Here is a 20,518-nt window from a genome sequence, read left to right as displayed (position 1 = left end):
ATACTATTGACAAATTTTCTTTTTTAATTTAAAATCACAAATGACTTACATTCTAAATATTGAAACGGCAACCAAAAATTGTTCGATCGCAATCGCAAAAGATGGTGAAACAGTTGTTTGTATGGAAGCCGCAGAGCAAGGCTTTTCTCATGCAGAAAAATTACATGTTTTTTTAGAAAATGCGTTGCAAGAAGCTAAAATAACTTTTCAGGATTTAGATGCAGTTGCTGTTAGTCAAGGGCCAGGATCTTATACTGGTTTACGTATTGGCGTTTCGGCAGCCAAAGGATTGTGCTACGCATTAGGGATCCCGCTTGTGGCAGTTGACACGTTGCAATCTTTAGCATCTCAAGCTACCATTAAAGAAGGATATATTATTCCGATGTTGGATGCGAGAAGGATGGAAGTTTATAGTGCCATCTTTTCCGCAGATTTAAAACACATTCGAGCTACTCAAGCTGAAATTATAACGGAAAATTCATTTGAAGATATTGACTTACCGGTCTATTTTGTAGGTGATTGTGCTGAAAAATGCAAGACTGTTTTGGTAAATGATAAATTTACCTTTCTAGAAGAATTTATATACCCATCAGCAAAAGAAATGAGCGCATTGAGCTATGAACTATATAAAAATAAAGCCACAGTAGATGTGGCTTATTTCGAACCTTTCTACTTGAAAGATTTTATGATTACTACTTCTAAGAAATAATTAAACTTTACTAATTGATTTTTCTTGAACGAATGGTTGGATAGAAATTCCAGCTTGATCAAAAGCACTTTTACAGCTTTCTAGGGTCTCTGTAAATACAGCACCAAAATCTTCTTTTTTTGCCCAAGGTCTTACTGCAAGCTCGATAGCACTGTCTGTTAGATTTTTTACAAATACATCTGGCTTAGGATCTTGCAAGACTTTTGGATTATTATTTAAGATATCTAGAATAATATCTTTTGCTTGTTTGATGTCAGAATCATAGGAAATAGAAAATGTAAGATCGGCTCTTCGGGTTCCTTGAATAGAATAATTAGTTATAATCCCATTAGACAATATTCCATTTGGAATAAATACAATTTGATTATTGGGTGTGATTAACTTGGTAGTAAAGATTTGAATATCACTTACTGTCGCGACCATACCTTGTGCTTCAATAAAATCTCCGTGTTTAAACGGTTTGAATATAATAATCAACATTCCGCCTGCAAAATTAGATAATGATCCTTGTAGCGCCAGACCAACAGCTAATCCCATAGCTCCAAGTATAGCTACAAAAGAGGAGGTCTCGATACCAAGTTTTCCTATAAAGGTTACAAAAAGTAATATGCGCATTGCCCAAAGTAAAATATCACCAAGAAACTTTGTTAGAGTAGGTTCTAGATTTCTACTTACCATTATTTTGCGAACCAATCTATTGATGATTCTTATGGCATACAAGCCAAGAAACAAGATAATAAAAGCAGATATTAACTTAGGTGAATATTCGATTATTTCCTTAAGTAAATTGGTGCTATAGTCTGTAAGGTAAGTAGGGTCTAAATTCATTTTGTAGTTATTAAAAAACCTTCTCTGTCAAAGAAGGTTTAAGATTTTTATTCAGTGGAGTTTGTACTGTTTTATACAGCTTCTACATTGATTTTTTCATCATTCAACATGCTTTTTAACATGTTTTCGATTCCGCTTTTCAAAGTAAAGGTAGATGAAGGGCATCCGTTACACGCACCCTGCAATATAACTTTTACTGTTCTTGTGTTTTCATCAAATGAATCAAATGCGATATTACCACCATCGGCAGCAACGGCAGGCTTAACGTACTCTTCTAGGATATTAATAATTTTTTGTGAAGTCTCGTCTAGAGAATCAAAATTGGCCTCTTTTGCAGCCTCATCTTTAGCTTCTTTTGGAATAAAGTTTTCGTCCAAAACGATGCCACCATTTTCGATGTAATGTTTGATGAATGTTCTTAATTCCAAAGTGATTTCGTCCCAACTATTCAATTCATATTTTGTTACCGAGATGTAGTTTTCATCAATAAAAACTTCTTTCACAAAAGCAAATTTGAATAATTCTTTCGCTAGAGGTGATGCAGCAGTTTCATCGATATTTTTAAACTCTACAGCATTTTTAGTCAACATTTTGCTAACTACAAATTTAAGTGCTGCTGGATTTGGAGTAGTTTCTCCATAAACAGTTACCGGTTGCTTTTTAGTTTGATTTTCTTCGATAGTAATGATGGTTCCACCATTGCTTACAAACAGTTCAATTTGTTCAGCGACATCGTCTTGAACATCTTGCCACTCAACGATGCTAAACTTTTCTATGGCAACAAAATTCCCCGATATATACACTGTTTTTACAAACGGAAGATAGAATAGTTGTTGAGCAAGAGGAGACGCTTTAGCTTCGTCAATATTTTTAAATTCAAAACTTTCATTTTTTGTAATGAAGTCTTCAAATTCAAATTTTAATATCGTTGGATTTTGTGTTTCTTTTATGAGAACTTTTGTCATGATTATTTTAAATTTCTACAAATTTAGTAAAGTTATTTTCTATGATTAACTATATTTGGTATATTAATAGATAAATTAACTTTATTTTAGTTTTTGTAGACTTTTAGTTTATTATTTATTTAATTTCAAATAATCATTCTTTTAAAATTGAGTCTATGTTAGTTAACGTTAAATGGATGTTAGTATGCTTGTTTATAACGTCTTATACGTATTCTCAAGAAGGTATTTCGGTCTACTCGGATTATTTATCTGATAATTATTATTTGATTCATCCCTCGATGGCAGGAGCTTCAAATTGTGCTAAAGTAAGATTAACTTCTCGTAAACAATGGTTCGATCAGAGTGATGCTCCTTCTTTACAAACTTTAAGTTTTAATGGACGAATTGGCGAGAAAGCGGGTGCAGGTATAATTGTTTTTAATGATGAAAATGGATATCATTCGCAAAAAGGAGTTAAACTGACTTATGCTTATCATTTGATGTTCTCACGAGATGCGATAGACTTGAATCAGTTGTCTTTTGGTATAAGTGCTGGTTTAGTGCAGAGTCAACTTGACGAAACAAAATTTCTTCAATCGGGTAATTTTGATCCTTTGATAAACGGTACTATCGTTCAAAAAGATTCTTACCCAACTTTTGATATTGGTGCTTCTTATAATTACCTCGATTTTTATGCACATGCAACAGTAAAAAACTTACTTGAAACTAGAAGAGAAATTTATTCTGAATTCGAAAGTGATAATTTGAGAAAATACCTTTTAAGCGTAGGTTATGTTTTTGGGAATAAAAACACTGTTTTATGGGAACCATCAATATTGTACCAAAATGTTGAAGCTACAAAAGAAACTACCTTAGATATCAATATGAAAGCCTATAAAAATATGGATTTTGGTAAATTGTGGGCAGGGTTATCCTATCGCAGATCTATAGATGGTGCTGAATATTCAAATGGTAGTGGTGTGAGTGAGCAACATTTGCAGTATATCACTCCGATTGTAGGAGTCAATTATAAAAATTTTATGTTTGCTTATACCTATTCTCATTTGTCTGGTGCAGTTAAATTTGACAATGGTGGATATCATCAAATTACCTTAGGACTTGACTTATTTTGTAAGCGTGAGAAGTATGAATGTAACTGTCCTGCAATTAATTAAAACTATTTTACTATGTTGATTAAGACAATAAATGGCAAAACGCCTCAAATTCCCGATGATTGTTATGTTGCTGAAAATGCTACAATCGTTGGAGATGTCGTATTTGGAAAATCTTGTAGTGTTTGGTTTAATGCTGTAATACGAGGAGATGTAAATTTTATTAAAATAGGGGATAAGGTTAATATTCAAGACGGAGCAATTGTACATTGTACTTACCAAAAATATCCAACGATTATAGGAAATAATGTTTCTATCGGGCATAATGCGATGGTGCACGGGTGTACAATACAGGATAATGTTCTTATTGGTATGGGAGCGATAGTGATGGATAATTGCGTTGTAGAAAGTAATTCGATAATTGCCGCCGGTGCAGTTATAACTCAAAACACTGTAGTTACTTCAGGCACAATATGGGCTGGTATTCCTGCCAAGAAGGTAAAGGATCTAAGTCAATCTGACTTTGCTGGAGAAATTGAGCGTATTGCCAATAATTATGTTTTATACTCAAGCTGGTATAAGGATGAAGAATAAAGTCTTTAGAAAAACTTTATAAATTTATCTTTTCAAAAAATGCTGTTTTGTAACTTTCGCTAATCGGAATTCTTTTATCATCGATTATCACCTTGTTTTTCTGAATTGATTTAACATGCTTAATATTTATTATATAAGAGCGGTGAATTCTTGCGAAACCTTTTGATGCCAAATTCTGCTCTAATTTTATCAAGCTAATGAGAGTAAGTATGTATTTACTATCTGTAGTATAAATTTTTACATAATCTTTCAAACCTTCGATATATAAAATATCACAGTAGTTCAATTTAATATTTTCATAATCAGCCTTTACAAACATGAAATCCTGTTCCATTTCTGGAGCGGAAATAATTGGGGTGGTAGAGGCGGTAGGACTGTGAAATTGCTGTGCCCTTGCAACAGATTTTAAAAAACGGTTAAAAGGGATCGGTTTAACCAAATAATCGACTGCGCCTAAATTAAATCCTTCTACAGCATAATTTTCATAAGCAGTAGTAAAAATAATAAGCGGTTTTTTGTCTATAGCATTTAGAAAATCGATTCCAGAAAAATGAGGCATTTCAATATCTAGAAAAATTAAATCTACATGTGTTGTATTAATAACAGATATAGCATCTATAGCATTGTTAAAAGTATGTATAAGTTCTAGCGTATCTACCCGGCTTACAAATTCTTTTATTAGGTCAACTGCTAATGGCTCGTCATCAATTATTACACATTTCATATTCGATTTTTTTTAGGTATGTGACAAAGGTAGTGGTTAGGTATTCTTTTTCTTTAGTTGGTCTAAAGTTAATTTTAACTGAACTCTAAAGTTGTCATCCTTTTCTAGTGTTGTTAATTGATGTGTCTTGGGATAAAGCAAATTTAGTCTACTCTCAATATTACTCATTCCAATTCCGGAATTTTCTGGATCTTTGTGAAAATCTTGTACTTTGTTTTCGATACAAAAATCGAGAATATTGTCTTCGATATTGATTACTATCTTTACGTAAGCTACACCTTTGTAATCGGTTCCATACTTAAATGCATTCTCAACAAAGCCAATAAGTAAAAGCGGTTCTATATGAATGTCTTTTGTGTTTCCGTGGACATTAATATAGATATTTTCTATGTTATTGAGTCGCAGTTTTTGCAATTCAATATAATTCTTAATGTAATTTATTTCTTTTTCTAGAAATACGGTTTGATTATCAGTTTCATAAAGCATATAACGCATCATTTCTGATAAGGTTACAATTGCATCGGGTACTTTATCTGATTTTTGATATGCTAAAGAATATATGCTATTTAAAGCATTAAATAGAAAATGAGGATTCGTCTGCTTCCTTAGGTAATTCAATTCGCTAGCAGTTCTCTTGGCTTCTTCAATCAATTTGTTTTGTTGATTGGTGTAATATTCCGATAACGTTTTTATCACCGTACTTCCGGCAGTAATAAATAAGTAGAACAAAATCGGTAAAAATTTCATTAACAAAGGAGGCCTTCTTTTTGGGATTAACTCAACAATACGACCATTGATATTGCGCATGTCTTCAACGCGCATTTCATGTGGTAATAAAGTTATTCGAATCACTACAAATACCGTGATGATGGCAGAAAGGATCATCAGATATTCCCAAAGTTTTTTTTGTAAAAGAAGCTGTGGAACTAAATAGTAAAAATTAAAGTAGAACAGCGCGATTCCCGATGCCCATTGAAAACAGAAGTCAGAATTTATAGCTGACTTGTTTTCGAATAATGGAATAAGAGCCACCAAAATAAACAAACACCAAATAATACTATGAATGAGTATTTGGTTTGAAATTGTGTTTTTTATTTGTTCTAGCTTCATTTATATTTTTATCGACAATAAATTTAAGTCATTTTTTGTTACTGTGGGAGATTTGTCGTTTTTCAATTTTTCTAAAACTAGTTGTCCGACTTTCATTGCGTCTTCTTCCGATTGAAAACTGGGATTACTTTCCACAGTTGGTATTATTGTCTGTTTTATAATAATCTTATCATTTTGACGTATAGTATAGCCCCAGCCCGTTGCTGTCTCCATAGTCATTACAGTCAATTTTTTATTTTCTTTACAAGCAAGTACACTTGCAAAAAGAACTAAAAGCACAAGAGCTTTTGAAAATTTTAAATAAAAATGCTTCTGGTTTTTGTTCCAGAAGCATTTTTTAGTTGAATTAATTATCATCATCATCTTGTTCTTCTAGAGGTTTGAATTCCCAAGAGTCATCAAAGTAAGAGGTTCCTGATTTACCAAGTAAAACAAAGCCTCTTTGGTTGATTGCAAAACCGATTGCGTCAGTTCTTGCAGATCCTTCTAATGCCGTTTTTTCATTCCAAATGTCTGTCGTTGGATTGTATTCCCATATTGTTTTTGAGTATTCACCACAAGCGATATATCCCAATCCGTTCATAGAAAATGCAACAGCATTTGATCTAGTGATTAAGTACGTATCATGATCATCTTCATCATCATCTAAATCTCTTTTCTTAGTCCACGCTTCTGTACTTGGGTCAAATACCCAGAAATCTGTTTGATAAGCACCACTGTTAACACCAGTTCCTAAGTATGCTTTATCGTCAATCACAAAAACAGTAGCATTTCTTCTTTTGTTTCCACCAAATCCACTTACTAGCGTCCAGCTGTCATTAGCAGAGTTGTATTGGTAGAAATCTTTTAAATAATTCCCATCATATCCTGTTCCAAAATAAGCTTTTCCACCTACTTGAAAACCTACTGCTGAGTAACGAGCAGATCCACCAAAGTCAGTTTTTTGAGTCCAACTGTTTGCAATCGGATCGTATTGATAAAAATCTTTTAATTTATTTGTACCATCGTATCCTAGTCCAACATATCCTTTACTATCCATTTCAAAAGCAGATGCCGCACTTCTCGCAATTCCTGTGAAATTTGCTTTTTGCTCCCAGTAGTCTCCTGTAGAGTTGTATGCCCAAAGGTCATTTAAGTATTCATCACCAGTATAACCAGTAGTCACATAAGCAAAATCACCAATAACAAAACTTGTAGCATTTGAACGTGCAGGTCCATCAAAAGATGACATTTTTGTCCAGTTACCTAGTAAATCATCATCATCATCAGAACTACAGCTTATAAAAGTAAGGCTCATAAGAAGCGCTGTTAAAAGAAAACTTTTTCTAAAAATATTCATAATCATTATTTGTATTAGAGTTTGTATTTTATGCCTAATGATAATTTATATCCTTGGCTATTATTAAATTCGCTTAATGTATTCTTGTTTTTATCTAATGCTTCAAATTTTGTATTGACATCATATCCTGCTTGTAATTTTAAATACCAATTTGAATCTACATTTCGTTCAAATTCAATTGCCGAGCTCAAGGTTGAAAATTCAATTCTTGAATCGGAGTTTAAATCGTTGATATAAGTCGCTTTGTCAAATGAATAACTGCTTCCCGTTATAAATGATGTAAACCTAAATAGGTTTCTTGTATTGTTTGAATAATTTAATTTTGTTGCGGGAAAACCAAGGTCATATGATAAACTTGAATTTACTTGATGATGAAATGATACCGTAGGTGTAATTTCCGTCGATCCAAAATAAGTATTTCGTTGCAATCCTATTGTCAAATTATTTTTAACATTGAATGTATGATTTACTGCAATTCCTCCTAAAATAATAACATCTGAAATGTTTAAATTAGATTGGAAACCCGCCACAGGATTAGCATTTAAAATGAATTTGGTTTTTGCATTTATAGCGTGTTCAACTTCAAAATTATACGCAATTCTATTCAAGCTATTCATTTCGCTAAAATGGTTCACTTCTGCTTGTTTGTATACAAATGTATCATATTCGTATGCAAGGTTGTTTGTGATGGCAGTTTTTTTATTAATATTACTATTAATGGCGATTTTTATGCTGCTTTCATTATTGTTAAAGTCAGATGTTGACTGTGTATTTACATTTGCATCTACAATATAGCTGTTTTGAGAAGATATATAAGATGTTGCAAGCATAAATAGTAAGTTTATAAATGTCTTTTTTGCCATGAATTTTGATATTGGTCCAAAAATAGTCTTATAATTATTTTTAAAAAAAGAAGATATATAGAATCCTTCTTTCTATAGATAAGTGCCCTCTTTTTTACGTTAAATGAAATTTCTGAGTCTGATGTTAAACTGTAGATTAAAAAAGCTTGTTTATAGTCATAATCTGGAAATTAGTATAACTTATTAGGTGTCGTAGCTGCGTCTAACTTATATTTGTTCAAAAACATATATGCACAAGCAGTTTTTAATATTGATTTTGAGTATTTTTATATATTCTTGTGATTCAGATATTGATACGGGTAATTTTGTTGTCGGTTCAGATTATCTGGAGATTAATAACAATGTAATTTTGGTAGATACGCTAGCAGTCGATGTTTCCACTGTTCAGTTAGATTCATTGGTAACGTCGAGTCAACTTCGTATAACTGTTGGTAGCTATACAGATCCAATCTTTGGTAAAGTAGAGGCGAGTAGCTATTTTCAACTTACAGGTGATAGCTATACAATTGCTAGTTCTTCAGATACAGAAGCCTCAGCTTATGTATTTGATTCTATTCGAATGGTAATGAAGTTGGATAAATACTATTATGGGGATACAACCCAAGTTCACTCGTTTAGTATTCATCGTCTCCAACAAAATGTGAAGACATCTCTAGAGGATGACACTTTTCACAATGATTCAAGTTTGCTTTATGACAGTCAAAGTTTAGGAACGGTTTCCTATAAACCAAAACCGTATAGTCAAGATTCTGTAAATGTTGTCTTGAGCAATGATTTTGGAAATGCACTTTTTCAGAAATTCAAAGGCAAAGAGATTACAAATTCGGACGAATTTATAGAATATTTTAAAGGGTTTGTGATAAAGCCAATAACCGGAAGTTCTTCTTCAGTAATGGGTTTCAGTATGTCGAGTGAAATGCGTTTGTACTATTCTAAAGCATCTACCGAAAGTGAAAGTTCACTAACGCTTACCTTTGGAATAAATGATACTTCAAAACAATTCAATAATTATACCCTGGATAAAAGCGGAACCATTTTAAAAGATCTGCCCACTAATTCAGAATTAAAATTGGCAAGTACCAGCACGGGTAACAAAGGTTATGTACAGTCGGGTACAGGTGTAGCATGTCGAATTGATGTGCCAAATATAAAACAGTTGAAGAGGTTGTATACAAATGGGGTTATTCTTAGTGCACAACTCAATATTAAACCAGCCAATGGAACTTATTCTGATACATATCCACTGCCAGATTCTTTGCAAGTCTTTGTTTGTGATAATTTAAATAGAATTAAATATGCGCTAACATCTTCATCAGGGTCGACTTTATATGCTATTTTAAATACGCAAAAGGATGAATTTAATGAAACAATAGGATATGATTTGTCACTTGGTACATTTTTACAAAGTGAACTGATTAAAGAAAATAATGATAAATTATCACTATTATTGGTTGCTCCAACTATAAATAAAGGAGTAAACCGTTTAGTTTTGGCAGATCAAAAAACTACTGTAAATAAATTGAAGTTGAAACTCTATTATATATCTTATTAGATGAAAATTAAAATAATGTTGATTGCCTTTATAGCGCTAATTACTAATAAAAATTTTGGACAAAGTGTTTCAAGTTCACCTTACTCTTTATTTGGAGTAGGTACAGAGTTCGAATCTGATTTTGGTTCAATTCCAGGACTTGGTTCATCTGGGATTGCTTTACCTACCAATAAATTTATAAATAATTTAAACCCTGCGTCTTTGGGTTTTATGTACCAAAACCATTTTCTGTTTGACGTGGGAGGGAAAGCTATTGTTACCACTTACCAAGATGTATCTACCAAAGAGAAGCGAAATAATGTGCAGTTTTCACATATAGCCTTTGCGTTTCCTATAAGTAAAAAATCAGGAGTGAGTTTAGCTTTAAAACCTTATTCTAGTAGTTCTTACAGTATATCTAATTTATCTCTTGGTATAAAAGACAGTGATGAATTTTACACTTACAGTGCAGCAGGAACTGGAGGACTTAATGACTTAGATGTCTCATATGGTTATAGATTAAGTAAAAGGATGTCTGTCGGAGCGACAGGTTCAGTTTTATTTGGTAATGCATCCGTGGATGAAAATTATTTAGTTGATGTGGCTTTGTTGAATATTTCTAAAACAACAAATTATAATGGTGTTCGTTTGACATTAGGAACACAATATGCAATTGATTCTACATTTACCATAGCAGCGACAATAAAATCTCCGTCCAAAATTAATGCATCAAAAGTTGCAAGTATTACATCAGTAACTGCTTCTGGAAGCTCGATTATTACTTCTGAAGAAGCTGTAGATGTTAACGATTATTATATGCCAACTGAGATTGCTATTGGATTAAGTAAAAGTTTTAAAGAAAATTTTAATGCGACTCTTGATTATCAAAAAAGTTTCTGGTCGGATACAAATCAGTCAGATTCTTATGGTGTATTTACAAATCAAGATAAATTTGCTGCTGGCTTATCTTTCGAAAAATCAAAAAAAGGAAGGTCTTATTTTGATCGTTTCAAATACTCGATGGGATTCAATTACGACACAGGTTACTTAGAGATTGATAGCAAGAAAATACAAAACACATCCGTATCTATAGGAGTATCTGTACCATTGGATAATATGTTCTCAATGTTGAATGTATCCTACTCATATGGTCAAAAAGGAAGTATTACAAATGGTTTGATCAAAGAGAATTATCATAAACTATCATTGAATTTAAGTTTAGATGGTTTCTGGTTTGTTAAAAGGAAATTCGAATAGTTAAAACTCCTTTTCGATAACATTGTACTTTTTACCTAAAATATCTTTCAATACAGTTGGATTTGTATTGGTATAGAAAAGAGATTCATTTTCTTTTGTATTTGTAAAGCCTACTTGCTCACGCAGTAGGTTTTTTGTTTGTCTGGCTACTGCCTCACCCGAATCAATAATATGAATATGGTCTGGCAGAATTTTTTTTATTTGTGGAATAAGATAAGGATAGTGACTGCATCCTAATACCAAGTAGTCAATGTCTGCATCAATCATTGGTTGAAGATAGGAGAGTAGTAGTAGACTCATGTCTTCAGAATTAATCTCACCAGCTTCAATGAGCTGAACCAATCCGTGGCCTACTTGTTCAATGATCTTTGTAGTTTGGAACATTCCTGCGGTTTTATTAAATAGATCGCTTGTAAGAGTGCCTTGTGTGGCTAATATTCCTATCACTTTAGTTTTTGAACTAAGGGCTGCTGGTTTAATGGCAGGTTCTATACCAATAAACGGAATTGTATACTTTTCTCTTAATTCTTTGATAGCATTAGTTGTAGCAGTATTGCAAGCTATAACAATCAACTTACAATCCATTTGTAATAAATAATCTGTATTTTTAATACATAGATCTATAATCTGAGCTTTCGATTTTTGTCCGTAGGGTGCATTTTTACTATCTGCTAAGTAAATTGTTTTTTCATCTGGAAGTAAATCGTGTATCGCGCTCCATATAGAAGTGCCTCCAATTCCTGAGTCAAATATGCCGATAGCGTTATTATTATCCATTTCTAATTTATTACAACTAACAGTTACAAAAACCAAAGTTAAGCGCTCTAATTTAATTTTCCTAAGTGAGAAAGCAAAAAAAAACGTTCTATTCCACAATGTGGAATAGAACGTTTTACTAATCTTAAAGGTGTTTTTAGAAACCTAAATCTTTTTTTACATCTGCAGTAATGTTTGGACCATCTGCAAGTAATAAAGTAGAACCATCAAGTACATATTGGTATCCTTTAGCTTTTCCAACTTTTTGGATTGAAGCTCTTACTTTATCCATTAATGGTTTAACGATATCAGATTCTTTTTGTTGCAATTCTTTTTGAGCATTATCTCTAAAATCAACAATTCTTTTTTGCATGTCCTGAACTTCTTTAGAACGGTCACCATTAATAGCATCCGTTACAGTAGCAGATTCTGCTTCGTATTTTTTTAATTTTCCTTGGTATTCTTCAACCATTTTTTTGTAGTCAGTATCATAAGTACTGCTTAATTTTTCAAGTTGTTTTTGTGCGTCAAGCATTGCTGGCATTTTAGCCATAATTTCACTTACATCAACATGCGCTGATTTCGCCTGAGCATTCATTGTTTGGTTTGCTCCTAAAATAAATATTGCAGCAATTAATAAAGTTTTGATCTGTTTCATCGGTTTTTAAATATTAAGTAATTATTTATTGTTTTAATTGTATTTCTCTTGCTTGCTTAATTGAATCTCTTACTTGTAAAGCTTTCTCTTTTTTTAATTCTAATTCTTTCTTTCGATCTTCAATGATTTTTTTTCTTTCCTCAAGTGCTTTGGCTCGTGCCTCTTCAGGAGTAATCTTTTCTGTGTCTTCAGTCGCTGTTGCAGATTTGTCTTCTACTTTTTTTACCTCCTCTGTCTTAGGAGAGGCAGAAATCGTGCCAGTTTTTTTTGCTTCTCTTTCTGCTAGAATCTGCGCACGCTTTTCTTCGAGTTCTCTTTTTCTATCTTCAACCAATTTCTTTCTGTCTTCAATAACTTTAGCATTTGCATCCAGCTGTTTTTGACGATCTTCTTCAGCTTTCAATTTTGCTGCTTCTTTATCATCCTCAGTAGTACTAGTTGACGACTTTGCAGTAGTCCCATTTGCTTTAGCTTCTCTGTCCAAAATCAGTTGCGCTCTTTTATCTTCGGCCTCTTGTTTCTTTTGTTCTGCTGCCAGCTTTCTATCAGCAAGAATTTTTTCTCTTTCCGCTTTCCTAGCTTCTAATGCGTTTTGTCTGTCTACCAAATTTGGATTCACATCAACTGCATCTTCTTTTTTCTCTCTGGCCAACTCTGCTTCAAGTTGTTTTTTTGATAATTGCTCTCTTTTATTAGAACGGTTTAAAATTCGCAATACCAAATCACTTATATCATATCGTTTGGCAGCAAATATCATTGTGAAGTCAGAAGTTTTGTCAAATATAAAATCGTATTTCTGTTGTTCAGCAATATCTTGAATAGCTGTAAAAACCTGATCTTGAATCGGCTTTATCAAATCTGTTTTTTGACTTGTTAAATTTCCATTTGGGCCAAAACGTTGTTGTTGTAAATCTAAAAGTTCTTTTTCAAGAAATTTTATTTCAGTTTCTCTTTCTTCAATTAGTCCTTTAGTTAATAAAGGTTTTTCCGCACTTAGTGCTTCTGTAACTGTTTTGAGGTCGTTTTTTTTGACTTCAATTTCCTGCTTCCACTTCTGCGCTTTTATTTCTAATTGTGCATTTGCTTCGATATAATTGGGTACATTTTGTAAAATGTATTCCATGTCTATATATCCAATTTTTGTTCCTCTAGTTTGAGAATGTAAAACATTCGCACTAACCAAGATCAAAGCTAAAACTAAATAATATTTTTTCATATCAAGTGAAATTAGAAAAATAATTCCTTTTAAAATTGTTGCCCAATTATGAAAGCTGTATTCCATCCAGCTTTTGTTGTTTCTCCTGTAGCAGCATCAAATCCATGACCAAAATCAATACCTAACAGTCCAAACGCAGGCATAAATACACGTAATCCAACACCTGCAGATCTTTTAAGATCAAATGGGTTATATGTTTTAAAGTTTGAAAATGCATTACCAGCGTCTATAAATCCTAATGCGTAAATAGATGCAGATGATTTTAAGGTGATTGGGTATCTCAATTCCATTGAGAATTTATTATACACTGTTCCACCAGTTTGTTGTCCAAAATTACTACTTGACGTATCTGTAATAATTGGCGTTAGTGTGTTGTTTTTATAACCTCTTAAACCAATTGTTTCTCTACCATCCATTGAGTAGTTGGCCATTCCATCTCCACCAACATAAAAACGTTCAAAAGGTATAACTCCTCTATCTTGATTGTATGCTCCTAAGAAACCAAATTCAGTTAAAGTTCTTAATACTAATTTACCGTAAATCTTAGTATACCAATCTGCTTTGAATTTTACTTTATAATATTCTAACCAATTGTATTTCTCTTGATCCACTTTTGCAGCATCTGCTCCAGCCTCTTGATAAGTCGAAACTTTATTTCCGTTTGAATCTAGATAAGATCCAGCAGCTACAGTAACGTTACCATTACCATCGGTTACATCAGAAGTGCTTTTTAATTTGTATGCTTCTAGGTCACCTAATCCTGAATAATCTATACCATTGATCAATGAATAAGGGAATGTGAATTTTGCAGATACACTAACCTCAGATCCATAAGTAGGGAAGATTGGATTTACCCCTTTATTATTTCTTGTCAAACCAATTGTATAAGCAAGGTTTCTTGAAGTACCGTTACCAAAAGTAAATAATCCAATGTTGTAATCATTTAAATTATAATGTTGGTAACTTACACTTTGAGAAAGTACAAAGAAATCATCTGGCACAGTCAATCTTTTTGCAAGACCTACAGAAAGCGTTAAGATATTAAAACTCTTAGATTTGTCAACACCAGAAGATGATGAATAGTCTGTAGAGAATTGTGTACTGTATGATAAGGATGAGCTAAATTGTACTGGTTTTTTTTGTCCAAACCATGGTTCAGAGAAAGATAAACTATACGTTTGAAAGTAAGTACTAGCTTGTAAACGTAAAGACACTTTTTGACCATCTCCCATCGGTAATGGTTTGTAAGCTTCTTTATTACCAATATTTCTAGCTGAGAAGTTATTAAAGGATAGCCCTAACGTTCCAATGAAACCACCACCACCATAACCTCCTTGAAGTTCGATTTGACTTGATCCTTTTTCTACCAAGTTGTATTCAATATCTACTGTACCTGCAGCTGCATCAACATTTTTAAATTTTGGATCAATAGCCTCTGGGTCAAAGAATCCTAATTGTCCTATCTCACGAATAGTTCTAACCAATAACTCTTTGCTGTATTTTTCACCTGGTTTAGTACGAAGTTCTCTGTAAATAACACGGTCATTCGTTTTGTCGTTCCCTACTACCGTAATTTTATTAAAATATGCCAATGGACCTTCGGTTACTCTAATTTCGAAGTCAATACTATCATTAACTGTTTTTACTTCTACAGCATTAATGGTAGAGAATAAATAACCGTTATTCTGATATAAGTTAGTGATGTCTTCACCATCTGGTTTTGACTTATCAGCAATTCTTTTTTCAAGTAAAACTCCGTTGTAAGTTTCTCCTTTTTTTACACCTATTATTCTACTTAAAAATTGATCTGGGTAAACAGTATTTCCTAAGAATTTAATGTTCCCAAAATAATATTTATTTCCTTCTTCAATCTTTATTTTAATAGCCAGAGCATTCTTTTCCTTGTCAAAAGCAACAGAGTCAGAAACTATCCTAGCATCACGGTATCCTTTTTCTTTATAGGAAGCGATTACTTTTTCTAAATCTTCTTTGTATTTTGATTTTATGAATTTTGAAGCTTTCAATACACGAAAAACATTTTTTTGCTTCGTGTCTTTCATAGACTTTCTTAAAGTTTTGTCTGAAATCTGAACATTACCGTCAAATTCAATTTTGTGAATTTTGACCTTTTCACCTTTATCTACGTTTACAAGCATTCTTACTTGATTAACAGAAGACGTGTCAACAGACGTATTTATTCCAACTTTAGTATTGAAATAACCATCTTTTTTGTATTTGTTTTCAATATAATTTTTGGTTGTTGTTATCAAATTTTCGTTAACAACTTTACCTTGAGTTAATTCATTGTCTTTTATTAAGGCATCTACTTTACCTTTTTTGACACCTACAAATTTTACCTCACTAAGTTTAGGTAACTCTTTAATGTCTAGGTCAAGATAGATACTATCACCTTCAATGCGATTAATATAAAATGAAATTTCATCAAAAAGGCCTAGTTTACCTAGTTTTTTAATGGCACTACTGATTTCTTCTCCTGGTACTGATATAGTTTGTCCCTTTGCTAGTCCAGAAAAAGTGACTACAGTTTGATCATTAAAGCTGATTTTATTGGTAAGAGTAACGTCTGCGATTATGTACTTTTCGCCCTTGTCAAAATCAACTCTTGTTTGCGCTTCCACTTGTGAAGAAATTACCAAAAACAAAAAAGTTAAGACTGATTTTATATTGTTATTTAACACTAAATTTTTATTTAATTTGTTCACTTGTTTTTCCAAATCTACGTTCTCTTTTTTGATAACTAATGATAGCCTCATATAAATCTTGTTCTTTAAAGTCAGGCCATAGAATATCAGTGAAATACAATTCTGCATAAGCTATTTGCCATAGCAGAAAATTACTGATACGATGTTCTCCACTGGTTCTAATTAATAAATCCACATCTGGTAAATTTTGCGTGTAAAGATGCTCATTAATAATCGAATCGTCAATACTGTCAATTGAAATTATATTATTTTTAACTTTATCACTTATGGTTTTTACAACATTAACAAGCTCCTCTCTAGACCCATAACTTAGGGCCAATGTGAGCGTCATTTTTGTATTGTTTTTGGTTTTTTCAACAACCCTATTTATTACTTTCTTTGCAGTATCGGGTAGTTTGTCAAAGTTACCTATAGTGGTTAATCTTATTTTTTTCTCTTCTAATGAATCCAATTCTTTTGTTAGAGATTTTACTAAGATTTTCATTAGAGTGTCGACTTCTAATTTTGGTCTGTTCCAATTTTCAGAAGAAAAGGTGTATAATGTTAGATTTTCGATACCCAACTCAAAACAAGTTTGAATGATATCTTTTACAGATTCACTTCCTCTTTCGTGACCAAATGCGCGAAAGAAACCTTGTTTTTTTGCCCAACGACCGTTACCATCCATAATGATGGCAATGTGTTTTGGTAATCTATCTTTGTCTATGTTATCTAGTAAATTCATTTTTTTAATCTGCGCAATAGCAAGGTTTTTCACCAAAGGTGTATGTTAATGTTACTCCAGAAAATACGTACCAATCATTATTATTTATATTCCCAAAACTTTGATTGATTAGATTAGGATCATTAGGCAAACTTCCGTCCAGATCATCTGCAAACGTATATCTAGCACCAGTTTCTACTGCTAGTACAAACACACGACTCAATCTTGTTTTTATTCCAATTGTCATTGGTATTGCAAATGAACCTCGTTTTTCAGATTGCCTTTGCTCTCCCAATGTATTAAAGAATAAACTAGTATACCTAACATAACTTATACCGCTATGTATATAAGGTGTAGTTTTATTACCAAGTTCATGAAGGTTGAAGTCAAAAAAATTAAATTCAAGGCCTAAAGATACTTCTTTTATATTATTTTCAAAATTATAGCCTCTTAGGTTGCGACTAGCTTCCTTAGAATCTAAGTCATTTGATGTTAATTTTGACTGCGTATACTGAATTCGGTAGGCGTGCCTTGGACTTTTATTCCATTTATACAATATTCCTATCGCTGCTTCATTTGGATTGATGTAGGTTGTTGGACCAATATCTCCAATGTAATTGCTGCCTCCCAAAAACAGACCTACTTCATGAATCTGCGAATATAGGGTTGTACTTAACAATAAGTAAATAAATAAGCTGATTTTTTGTGTCATTTTATTTGAAATAGCCTGCAAATATAATAATTATCACTACCAAACAATATGGATTGTGATAAATGTATATGTCTATTTGATTATTAGGCGTTTTAGTTAGTATTTTATCTCTATTTGATAAAATGAAAACGGAAAATAACAAATATTCGTATAGTGCCTAATAAAAATTAACAGCTGTTAGTTACGTTTGTCTTCACCCCAAAGGAGTTTGGAACGTAGCGTTTTTAAGAAAGTTTCGTTTGGAATTTCGATCATATTGATCTGAAAAGGTGTTTTTTTAATACTCAAAATTGACTCGTTTCCTACAGATGTAATTCTGGAATCTAGCGATACTAAATAATTCTCTTCTCGTCCTGATACTTTTAATCTAATTTCTGTATTGTCAGGTATAACTAGCGGTCTTGCATTTAAATTATGTGGAGAAATTGGAGTGATAACCAAGCTTGTTGTGTCAGGAGTTAAAATAGGACCACCACAACTAAGCGAATATCCTGTAGATCCTGTTGGGGTAGAGATAATCAATCCATCTGCCCAATATGAGTTTAAATATTCACCATTCAAATAAGTATCGATTGTAATCATCGAAGTGGTGTCCTTTCTACTTACCGAAACTTCATTCATAGCAAAATTAATATCTTGTAAACTTTTATTGGTCGGAGTACAAGTTAAACTTAGCAAGGTTCTTTTTGATAACGTATGTTTTCTGTTAATTACCAATTGTAAGAAATCGGAAATATTTTCCTTCTGTACTGTGGCCAAGAAACCGAGTCTTCCTGCGTTTATACCCAAAATAGGTACTCCAGAATCACGAACAAAAGTTGCGGCTCTCAATATAGTTCCATCTCCACCAATGCTAACAAGCATGTAATAACTGGAGTTAATATCATCATGTGATGCAAAAGTTTTGTATTTGCTAGTAATTATTTTATGTTCTAGTAGCGTTTCTTGATAACGCTCTTCCATAACTAGTTCGACTTTATTCTTTGAGAAAAAATTCAGAATCTCCAAAATAATTGGCTCTGTGCTATCTTGATAATATTGACCGTAAATGGCTATTTTCATTGTCTATTTTGAATCGATTGTGAGTGGTTTAAGGTGCTAGTTTTTTCTAAGCTTTAAATGTTTAAATATTTATCCAAATAATCGGATCGTTCTTTTAGATTATTAATATAATTGTCTTCGACATGTTCTGATGTAATCTCATAATTGTACCTTCTAAAAGACTGTACAATTTCATTGATTGCTCCTAGGCTAATTTTTAATGTAATTTCGACACTATCAACTTCAGATTCTGAGATAAAAAGTCCTAACAATTTTCCATTATTGCTTTCTACGATTTGAGTGATTTGACTCATTGAATAGTCAAGTACGCCTTTCTTAACTTTTATAATTCGTCCTGGTTCTTTTAAAAATGGAGTTTGGTGAAAGAAATTTAAAATTTCCTCTATTTCATAATATCCAATATAATTATTTTCGGTATCTAAGACCGGAATCAAATTACTGTGATTTTTTGCAAATACCTCTAAAACTTCTAGCCAAATTGCAGAAGATCTAGTGTAGAATGTTTCGAGTGTATATTTATAATCAATGATTTTTTTGTCATCATCAAAGGTCTCCAAATCATCAGAGGCAATGCTTCCTATATAAACGCCTTCTTCCACAACAGGAAAATGGGAGAAATGTAATTCCGCAAAAAAGTCCTTAACATTGTCAATAGTTTCTTGACTGTCAAGTGGTTTATAGTCGTTTGTTATGAAGTCTGTAATATTCATAGTAAATAAATCCTCAATTTTTATGCAAAATAATCAAAAAAAGGCAAAATACCCTACCTTTTACTTTGTATTTTTGCGTCAGTTAATCAGTTATTTATAATCAAAAAGTATTCCAATGACAAAGTTAAGTGTAAACATCAACAAAATAGCAACTTTACGCAATGCACGTGGAGGTAATGTGCCTGACTTATTAAAAGTAGCCACCGATATTCAAAAATTTGGAGCACAAGGAATTACTATTCACCCGCGCCCAGATGAACGTCACATCCGCTATCAAGATGCGCGCGATTTAAAAGCCATTGTTCATACCGAATTCAATATAGAAGGAAACCCACAACATAATTTTATCGATTTGGTTCTTGAATGCAAACCAGAGCAAGTCACATTAGTGCCAGATGCAATTGGTGCCATCACTTCATCTGCTGGTTGGGATACAGTAAAAAATCAGGCTTATTTGACGGAAATGATTCAAGAATTTAAGCGAAATAATATTCGAACGTCCATCTTTGTCGATCCTATTCTTGCAATGATCGAAGGGGCAAAAAATACAGGAGCAGATCGAATCGAATTATACACTGAGGAATTTGCACACCAATACAGTTTAGGAAACCATGATGCAATCAATCCTTATGTAACAGCATCGGTTTTGGCAAACGACTTAGGCTTAGGGATTAATGCAGGACACGATTTAAGCTTAGATAATATTCAGTTTTTCAAGCAGAACATTCCAGGATTACTCGAAGTTTCTATAGGACATGCATTAATCGCAGAGTCACTATATTTAGGTTTAGAGAATGTGGTGAACATGTACTTGCAAAAATTAAAATAAAATAATCTGGGCGTGCCCTTTATAATCCCGATCGATCTCGGGATTATAAAGGTCGGGCTATACGCTACAATCTTTTTTCATATTTCGCTATCGCTTCATATTAAAAAAGGATTTTCGCTGCTATCCCTCACGCAAAAC

The 20,518-nt window shown here is 32.6% G+C and carries 21 protein-coding genes; 6 read left to right on the top strand and 15 right to left on the bottom strand.

Annotated elements, in window-relative coordinates; genetic code table 11:
* The first annotated feature begins 40 nt into the window (after positions 1-40).
* Positions 41-709, top strand: a complete 669-nt coding sequence (gene tsaB / locus LXH21_RS03335) for a tRNA (adenosine(37)-N6)-threonylcarbamoyltransferase complex dimerization subunit type 1 TsaB (RefSeq protein ID WP_239862760.1) — start codon at positions 41-43, stop codon at positions 707-709.
* Here the strand turns inward: tsaB and LXH21_RS03330 are convergent, their stop codons facing one another.
* Positions 710-1,537, bottom strand: a complete 828-nt coding sequence (locus LXH21_RS03330; RefSeq protein ID WP_239862758.1) for a mechanosensitive ion channel family protein — start codon at positions 1,535-1,537, stop codon at positions 710-712.
* 71 nt (positions 1,538-1,608) lie between these two features.
* Entirely contained in the window at positions 1,609-2,502 is an 894-nt protein-coding gene (locus LXH21_RS03325) for a NifU family protein (protein ID WP_239862756.1), read from the bottom strand.
* A 155-nt stretch (positions 2,503-2,657) separates the two neighbouring features.
* Between LXH21_RS03325 and LXH21_RS03320 the strand changes: the two genes are divergently transcribed.
* Together LXH21_RS03320 and LXH21_RS03315 are read left to right on the top strand one after the other, a co-directional pair.
* A complete protein-coding gene (locus LXH21_RS03320; protein WP_239862754.1) occupies positions 2,658-3,656 on the top strand; it encodes a PorP/SprF family type IX secretion system membrane protein in 999 nt (332 codons plus the stop codon).
* A gap of 12 nt (positions 3,657-3,668) precedes the next feature.
* The gene (locus tag LXH21_RS03315) at positions 3,669-4,187 is read left to right on the top strand and encodes a gamma carbonic anhydrase family protein (protein ID WP_239862752.1); all 519 of its coding nucleotides are present in this window, start codon (positions 3,669-3,671) and stop codon (positions 4,185-4,187) included.
* A 16-nt stretch (positions 4,188-4,203) separates the two neighbouring features.
* Here LXH21_RS03315 and LXH21_RS03310 read toward each other — a convergent pair whose 3' ends face one another.
* From LXH21_RS03310 to LXH21_RS03290, 5 genes are read right to left on the bottom strand one after another with little or no spacing between them, the layout of a single operon-like run.
* Positions 4,204-4,911 carry a LytR/AlgR family response regulator transcription factor gene (locus tag LXH21_RS03310; RefSeq protein ID WP_239862750.1) on the bottom strand — a complete coding sequence of 236 codons (708 nt, stop codon included), beginning with the start codon at positions 4,909-4,911 and terminating at the stop codon, positions 4,204-4,206.
* 36 nt (positions 4,912-4,947) lie between these two features.
* Positions 4,948-6,021 (bottom strand): sensor histidine kinase, encoded by a 1,074-nt coding sequence (locus LXH21_RS03305; protein WP_239862748.1) that lies wholly within the window; start codon positions 6,019-6,021, stop codon positions 4,948-4,950.
* Positions 6,022-6,384, bottom strand: coding sequence for a DUF4907 domain-containing protein (locus tag LXH21_RS03300; protein ID WP_239862746.1), 363 nt, complete (start codon positions 6,382-6,384; stop codon positions 6,022-6,024).
* Positions 6,368-7,318 carry a Kelch repeat-containing protein gene (locus LXH21_RS03295; protein ID WP_239862744.1) on the bottom strand — a complete coding sequence of 317 codons (951 nt, stop codon included), beginning with the start codon at positions 7,316-7,318 and terminating at the stop codon, positions 6,368-6,370. Before LXH21_RS03295 ends, LXH21_RS03300 begins: the two co-directional genes overlap by 17 nt.
* Positions 7,319-7,374: 56 nt before the next feature.
* Entirely contained in the window at positions 7,375-8,223 is an 849-nt protein-coding gene (locus LXH21_RS03290) for a DUF6268 family outer membrane beta-barrel protein (protein ID WP_239862742.1), read from the bottom strand.
* Between the two features lie 256 nt (positions 8,224-8,479).
* On the opposite strand from LXH21_RS03290, the gene LXH21_RS03285 reads away from it, so the two are divergent.
* Complete coding sequence (locus LXH21_RS03285) at positions 8,480-9,775, top strand: DUF4270 family protein (protein ID WP_239862740.1); 1,296 nt, start codon at positions 8,480-8,482, stop codon at positions 9,773-9,775.
* Positions 9,776-11,011 carry an aromatic hydrocarbon degradation protein gene (locus tag LXH21_RS03280; protein WP_239862738.1) on the top strand — a complete coding sequence of 412 codons (1,236 nt, stop codon included), beginning with the start codon at positions 9,776-9,778 and terminating at the stop codon, positions 11,009-11,011.
* Here LXH21_RS03280 and murI read toward each other — a convergent pair whose 3' ends face one another.
* The 8 genes from murI to LXH21_RS03240 all read right to left on the bottom strand — a co-directional run bounded on the left by murI (position 11,012) and on the right by LXH21_RS03240 (position 19,551).
* Positions 11,012-11,788, bottom strand: coding sequence for a glutamate racemase (murI, locus tag LXH21_RS03275; protein ID WP_239862736.1), 777 nt, complete (start codon positions 11,786-11,788; stop codon positions 11,012-11,014).
* 136 nt (positions 11,789-11,924) lie between these two features.
* Complete coding sequence (locus LXH21_RS03270) at positions 11,925-12,425, bottom strand: OmpH family outer membrane protein (protein WP_239862734.1); 501 nt, start codon at positions 12,423-12,425, stop codon at positions 11,925-11,927.
* Between the two features lie 25 nt (positions 12,426-12,450).
* Entirely contained in the window at positions 12,451-13,641 is a 1,191-nt protein-coding gene (locus tag LXH21_RS03265; RefSeq protein ID WP_317208777.1) for an OmpH family outer membrane protein, read from the bottom strand.
* A gap of 29 nt (positions 13,642-13,670) precedes the next feature.
* Positions 13,671-16,415: a BamA/OMP85 family outer membrane protein gene (locus tag LXH21_RS03260; RefSeq protein WP_239862732.1), complete on the bottom strand. Its 2,745-nt coding sequence runs from the start codon at positions 16,413-16,415 to the stop codon at positions 13,671-13,673.
* Complete coding sequence (locus LXH21_RS03255; protein ID WP_239862730.1) at positions 16,348-17,088, bottom strand: isoprenyl transferase; 741 nt, start codon at positions 17,086-17,088, stop codon at positions 16,348-16,350. The genes LXH21_RS03260 and LXH21_RS03255 overlap by 68 nt, the downstream gene beginning before the upstream one ends.
* Before the next feature lie 4 nt (positions 17,089-17,092).
* Positions 17,093-17,779, bottom strand: a complete 687-nt coding sequence (gene porG, locus LXH21_RS03250) for a type IX secretion system protein PorG (RefSeq protein WP_239862728.1) — start codon at positions 17,777-17,779, stop codon at positions 17,093-17,095.
* A 177-nt stretch (positions 17,780-17,956) separates the two neighbouring features.
* Positions 17,957-18,841 carry an NAD kinase gene (locus LXH21_RS03245; RefSeq protein WP_239862726.1) on the bottom strand — a complete coding sequence of 295 codons (885 nt, stop codon included), beginning with the start codon at positions 18,839-18,841 and terminating at the stop codon, positions 17,957-17,959.
* 53 nt (positions 18,842-18,894) lie between these two features.
* Complete coding sequence (locus tag LXH21_RS03240; RefSeq protein WP_239862724.1) at positions 18,895-19,551, bottom strand: CBS domain-containing protein; 657 nt, start codon at positions 19,549-19,551, stop codon at positions 18,895-18,897.
* A gap of 115 nt (positions 19,552-19,666) precedes the next feature.
* On the opposite strand from LXH21_RS03240, the gene LXH21_RS03235 reads away from it, so the two are divergent.
* Entirely contained in the window at positions 19,667-20,380 is a 714-nt protein-coding gene (locus tag LXH21_RS03235) for a pyridoxine 5'-phosphate synthase (RefSeq protein WP_239862722.1), read from the top strand.
* The last annotated feature ends 138 nt before the right edge of the window (positions 20,381-20,518 follow it).

Origin of the sequence: Flavobacterium algicola, assembly GCF_022399565.1 — a bacterium.
Classification (GTDB): domain Bacteria; phylum Bacteroidota; class Bacteroidia; order Flavobacteriales; family Flavobacteriaceae; genus Flavobacterium; species Flavobacterium algicola.
Note: the sequence above shows the minus strand (reverse complement) of the source record. Positions and strands in the feature narration are given on the sequence as shown.